A 4,473-nucleotide genomic window follows, 5' to 3' on the forward strand; every position below is an offset into this window, starting at 1 on the left:
GTGTTGATGGTGATACCACGAGCTTTTTCTTCCGGCGCGTTATCGATCTGGTCGAATGCGCGAGCAGCACCGCCGTAGGTTTTAGCCAGTACGGTAGTGATTGCAGCGGTCAGCGTTGTTTTACCATGGTCAACGTGGCCGATAGTACCGACGTTAACGTGCGGTTTTGTACGTTCAAACTTTTCTTTAGACATCGATTGTCCCTCTAAGACACGGATAAATCGGTGATATCACCACATCAACCAGGCAACATGCCCGACTTGTTGAATGCAATAAACAGAGAGAAACAGGGAAGGAGAGATAAAGAAGTGGTGCTGATACCCAGAGTCGAACTGGGGACCTCACCCTTACCAAGGGTGCGCTCTACCAACTGAGCCATATCAGCACGTCTGGAGCGGGCAGCGGGAATCGAACCCGCATCATCAGCTTGGAAGGCTGAGGTAATAGCCATTATACGATGCCCGCATCCTGAAACTCGGCTACCCAGTTCTTTCTGTAACAAAAAAGAGATTGCTCTCTTTAATGTTGAGCTGATTAGTTTACCCAACCAACTCCGGCTACGCAAAGCGTCGCCCGAAAGTGGTGGTGGGGGAAGGATTCGAACCTTCGAAGTCGATGACGGCAGATTTACAGTCTGCTCCCTTTGGCCGCTCGGGAACCCCACCCAAATTGTTATGGTGCCGACTACCGGAATCGAACTGGTGACCTACTGATTACAAGTCAGTTGCTCTACCTACTGAGCTAAGTCGGCATCAAGTAGCGCGCATTCTAGGGAGACCTGCGAGTTCATGCAACTAAAAATTTGCATAAAACGTTCTCTTGCTCACATTTTGTGCTCTTAAGCGAAAAAACGGTGTAATTTCAAACAATGGAGTGCAAAAAAAGCGCATTCCTTAATGCAGAATTTGTTTCGCTGCGCCTGTCAGATACAAGAGTGACGGTTTTTTCACCTGGGAATCCTGGTGGCAGGCGCGATCGCTAACCTGCAAAGATAGCAGACTCGCTTTCTCCCCTCTTTCTACTTATTCATCACTTGTGATGCTGCTATGAGAAAGCGCCCTTCGATGAGTTTTTTTCTTATTATTCCCGGCATTCTGGTGTTACCCTCCTGCCCATTGTCCTGATTAACTAGTGTGAAGCATCACCGCTACCTCTTTTTCGGTGATAGTAAGAACATGCTTATGAGCAAAAAAGAGCAGACGTTAATGACACCCTATCTACAATTTAACCGCAACCAATGGGCTGCACTTCGTGATTCCGTTCCGATGACGCTGACAGAGGAAGAAATCGCGCGGTTAAAAGGCATCAACGAAGATCTTTCGCTGGAAGAAGTCGCCGAGATCTATTTGCCGCTGTCACGTTTGCTCAATTTCTATATCAGTTCCAACCTCCGTCGCCAGGCGGTGCTTGAGCAATTCCTTGGTACCAACGGCCAGCGTATCCCTTACATCATCAGTATTGCAGGTAGCGTAGCGGTGGGTAAAAGTACAACAGCGCGTGTTTTACAGGCGCTGCTTAGCCGCTGGCCGGAACATCGTCATGTTGAACTGATAACTACCGATGGCTTCTTACATCCTAACTCGGTGTTAAAAGAACGCGGCTTGATGAAGAAAAAGGGCTTCCCGCAGTCCTATGATATGCATCGGTTGGTGAAGTTTGTTTCTGACCTGAAATCTGGCGTACCAAATGCCACCGCGCCTGTCTATTCCCATCTGATTTATGATGTTATTCCTGATGGCGATAAAACCGTTGCTCAACCGGATATTCTTATTCTGGAAGGTTTGAACGTTCTGCAAAGCGGGATGGATTATCCGCACGATCCGCATCATGTATTTGTCTCTGACTTTGTCGACTTCTCTATTTATGTCGATGCGCCGGAAGACTTATTAAAGAACTGGTATATCAATCGCTTCCTGAAATTCCGTGAAGGTGCTTTTACCGATCCGGATTCTTATTTCCATAATTACGCTAAACTGTCGAAAGACGAAGCGGTCAATATTGCCACTTCATTATGGAATGAGATCAACCTACTGAACTTAAAAGAAAATATATTACCAACCAGAGAGCGAGCCAGCTTGATAATGACCAAAAGTGCAAATCATTCGGTCGATCAAGTTCGCCTACGGAAATAAAAAAGGGAGCGCAAGCTCCCTTCTGTTTATTCAGCGCTACGCAGCGATATCTCGCCTCCGACCCAAGGTTTAATTACCCCGTCCTGCTCGAGTAATAATGCCCCTTGCGCATCAATTCCGCGAGAAATACCAAATATTTCCTTATCGCCAATAATTAGCTTCACTGGCCGATTGATAAAGTTGTCCAGTTTTTCCCAGCGTGGCAGATAAGGTGTTAAACCTTCCTGTTCGAATAGCTGCAAACCGGTACGTAATGCTTTCACCAGACGCGCCGTCAGGGTGTTACGGTCAATGAAGACTCCCGCCTCCTGAAGGCTGATCCACCCCTGATTGACAACATCAGACTCAACCCGGCGCATCACGAGGTTGATACCAGCACCGCTGACGATCTGCGCGGCATCACCGGTTTTACCTGTCAGTTCTACCAGGATACCGGACAACTTACGGTCCTGCAGATAGATATCATTCGGCCATTTGACCCGAACGTTATCCGCCCCCAGGCTCTGCAGTACTTCTGCAATCACAATACCGATGACCAGGCTCAAACCAATCGCAGCGGCAGGGCCTTGTTCCAGACGCCAGTACATGGAGAGATAAAGATTGGCCCCAAACGGTGAGAACCACTTACGCCCGCGGCGACCACGACCAGCCTGCTGATATTCAGCGACACAAGCATCACCTGACTCCAGTTCGTCCAGCCGATCCAGCAAATACTGGTTGGTGGAATCAATCACCGGCAGCACGGTAATACGACCTTGTTTAATCTGCCCGGCAATCTTTTGCTCATCCAGTAATTCGATCGGTTCAGGGAGGCTATAGCCCTTCCCTGGCACGGTAAATACATCAACACCCCAGTCGCGGAGCGTCTGCATATGTTTGTTAATTGCCGCGCGGCTCATTCCCAGGCGTTCGCCGAGTTGTTCACCAGAGTGAAACTCGCCATCCGCCAGAATAGAGATAAGCGTCAGGGGTACGGTATTGTCTTTCATGCAATCACCTCTTCCGCATTCACTTCACCCTGCTCTCCGATGAAGCGCACTTCAGGCTGGAGCCAAACGTTAAATTTCTCGCCCACCTGCTGGCGGACATAGTGTGCCAACCCAACGACATCATCGCTGGTCGCCTGGTTTTCGTTGATCAGTACCAGCGCCTGCTGGCGGTGAACGGCAGCCCCACCGATCGTTTTACCTTTTAGCTGACACTGGTCGATAAGCCAACCGGCCGCCAGCTTAATGCTGCCGTCAGCCTGTGGATAATGTGGCGCATTAGGGAATGCTGCCAGCAACGCCTGGGCGACCTGAGTACTGACGACCGGGTTTTTAAAGAAGCTTCCGGCATTACCATTTACTTTCGGATCCGGTAACTTGGTCATACGCATGTGACAAACGGCATCGAATACCTGGCGCGGGGTAACAGTTTGCGGATCGAGACGGGTTAAATCACCGTAGGTCAGGACAGGCTGCCACGCTTTTTTCAGCCATAGCCCAACAGCCACTATCGCGTAACGATCCTGATATTCATGTTTGAAAATACTGTCGCGATAGCCAAAACGACACTCTGCGGCAGAGAGGCGCTGCTTGCGACCCGTCTCAAGTTCGATACAGTCTACGTATTCACATACTCGCTGTAGCTCGACGCCATAGGCACCAATATTTTGAATTGGCGACGACCCTGCGCAGCCAGGAATTAAGGCCAGGTTTTCCAGCCCAGGCATTCCATTTTCCAGCGCAAATTGCACCAGTTGATGCCAGTTTTCACCGGCGCCAACGTGCAAACGCCAGGCTTCAGACGTTTCGCTTACCTCGATCCCCATGATGCGGTTGATGATCACCGTGCCGGAATAGTCTTTCAGGAACAGAACGTTACTTCCTTCTCCAAGGATCAGACAAGGTTGGTGTTCTGCAGCGGCGGCTTGCCAGGCAGCCAGCAACTGTTGTTCATTTTCAGCAAGTACAATTGCTTTGGCAGAATGGCTAATGCCAAAGGTATTCCAGGGTTTGAGGGAGAGGTTCATAGTGGCTTCCTGATGCAAAATCTGCATTAGTTTACCGTATATAGCGAGGGAAGGCTTGCCTGAATAATATCGGTTCAGGGCCGGATTCTAGTCATCATGGGCGTTAATGAATGGCGGCGCAGACCGGGGAAGGATCGGTAGCCCCGGTAAGCGCAGCGCCACCGGGGAGATGGCGGCGCGTCTGGCCGCAAAACACAAAAACAAAAGGCCCAGTCTTCCGACTGGGCCTTTTGTTTTATTTGATGCCTGGCAGTTCCCTACTCTCACATGGGGAGACCCCACACTACCATCGGCGCTACGGCGTTTCACTTCTGAGTTCGGCATGGG

The 4,473-nt window shown here is 50.0% G+C and carries 4 protein-coding genes, 4 tRNA genes and 1 rRNA gene; 1 reads left to right on the forward strand and 8 read right to left on the reverse strand.

What is annotated here, in order from left to right:
* From PGR10_RS25300 to PGR10_RS25320, 5 genes are all read right to left on the reverse strand, one after another.
* Window positions 1–194: GTP-binding protein (locus PGR10_RS25300; protein ID WP_000031656.1), on the reverse strand; the 194-nt coding region annotated here is incomplete at its 3' end.
* A 115-nt stretch (window positions 195–309) separates the two neighbouring features.
* Window positions 310–385 (reverse strand) — tRNA-Thr (locus PGR10_RS25305).
* Between the two features lie 5 nt (window positions 386–390).
* Window positions 391–465, reverse strand: a tRNA-Gly gene (locus tag PGR10_RS25310).
* Window positions 466–580: 115 nt separating this feature from the next.
* A tRNA-Tyr gene (locus PGR10_RS25315) sits at window positions 581–665 on the reverse strand.
* A 10-nt stretch (window positions 666–675) separates the two neighbouring features.
* A tRNA-Thr gene (locus tag PGR10_RS25320) sits at window positions 676–751 on the reverse strand.
* 430 nt (window positions 752–1,181) lie between these two features.
* Here PGR10_RS25320 and coaA point away from each other — a divergent pair.
* Complete coding sequence (coaA, locus tag PGR10_RS25325) at window positions 1,182–2,132, forward strand: type I pantothenate kinase (protein ID WP_015368830.1); 951 nt, start codon at window positions 1,182–1,184, stop codon at window positions 2,130–2,132.
* Window positions 2,133–2,158: 26 nt separating this feature from the next.
* On the opposite strand, the gene birA is transcribed toward coaA, so the two are convergent.
* The 3 genes from birA to rrf all read right to left on the reverse strand — a co-directional run.
* Window positions 2,159–3,121 carry a bifunctional biotin--[acetyl-CoA-carboxylase] ligase/biotin operon repressor BirA gene (birA, locus tag PGR10_RS25330; protein WP_087859665.1) on the reverse strand — a complete coding sequence of 321 codons (963 nt, stop codon included), beginning with the start codon at window positions 3,119–3,121 and terminating at the stop codon, window positions 2,159–2,161.
* Entirely contained in the window at window positions 3,118–4,173 is a 1,056-nt protein-coding gene (gene murB, locus PGR10_RS25335; RefSeq protein WP_259678445.1) for a UDP-N-acetylmuramate dehydrogenase, read from the reverse strand. Before murB ends, birA begins: the two co-directional genes overlap by 4 nt.
* A 217-nt stretch (window positions 4,174–4,390) precedes the next feature.
* Window positions 4,391–4,473: ribosomal RNA gene (rrf, locus tag PGR10_RS25340) — 5S ribosomal RNA — on the reverse strand; the annotation flags it as partial.

The organism is Klebsiella sp. 141198, from assembly GCF_050600785.1.
GTDB lineage: Bacteria > Pseudomonadota > Gammaproteobacteria > Enterobacterales > Enterobacteriaceae > Klebsiella > Klebsiella aerogenes.